Genomic DNA, 519 nt, shown 5'->3' on the forward strand with positions numbered 1-519 from the left:
CGTGCACCTGCGGATCGAGGCGGTGCCCGAGTACGCGTACGCCGATCTGGGGGAACTCCCCGAGCGCGGACGCAGGTTGAGCCAGGAGGTGCTGGCCCACGACGGGCTGGTGGACCGGGACGCGGTCCGCGCGGTGAAGCTGGAGGCGCTGGAGATCCTGCACCGGGTGGCGCGCGGCCCCGGCCGGGAGGCGGCGTACCGGGCGTTCGTCGAGCGGGAGGGCCGCTGGCTGGAGCAGTACGCGGTCTGGTCCGCGCTGGCCGAGCGGCACGGCGACAGCATGACCAAGGCGGGCGAGCTGGTCGAGGCGGCCGGCGAGCGTCTCGCGGCCGAGCTGCTCAAGCCCTGACTCCTCGTATTTTCCTACATTGACGTTTTGTTGAAGGCGGGCCTAGGCTCCCGGTTCACGGGCCCCAACTGCCCGGCGTGCCTTCGGTATACCCCCACTCGTACTCTCGGTTCGGAGGTCCCAGATGCCCCTCAGTGGGGCGCCCGCGACCACGGGGGTGGTCCGTTCCC

At 71.5% G+C, this 519-nt stretch carries 1 protein-coding gene; it reads left to right on the top strand.

Annotated elements, in window-relative coordinates; translation table 11 throughout:
- On the top strand, positions 1-349 hold a 349-nt coding region (locus ABD323_RS45395), incomplete at its 5' end, for a 4-alpha-glucanotransferase (protein WP_344447775.1).
- Positions 350-519 lie beyond the last annotated feature (170 nt).

Origin of the sequence: Kitasatospora nipponensis (assembly GCF_039528135.1) — a bacterium.
GTDB classification, from domain to species: domain Bacteria; phylum Actinomycetota; class Actinomycetes; order Streptomycetales; family Streptomycetaceae; genus Kitasatospora; species Kitasatospora nipponensis.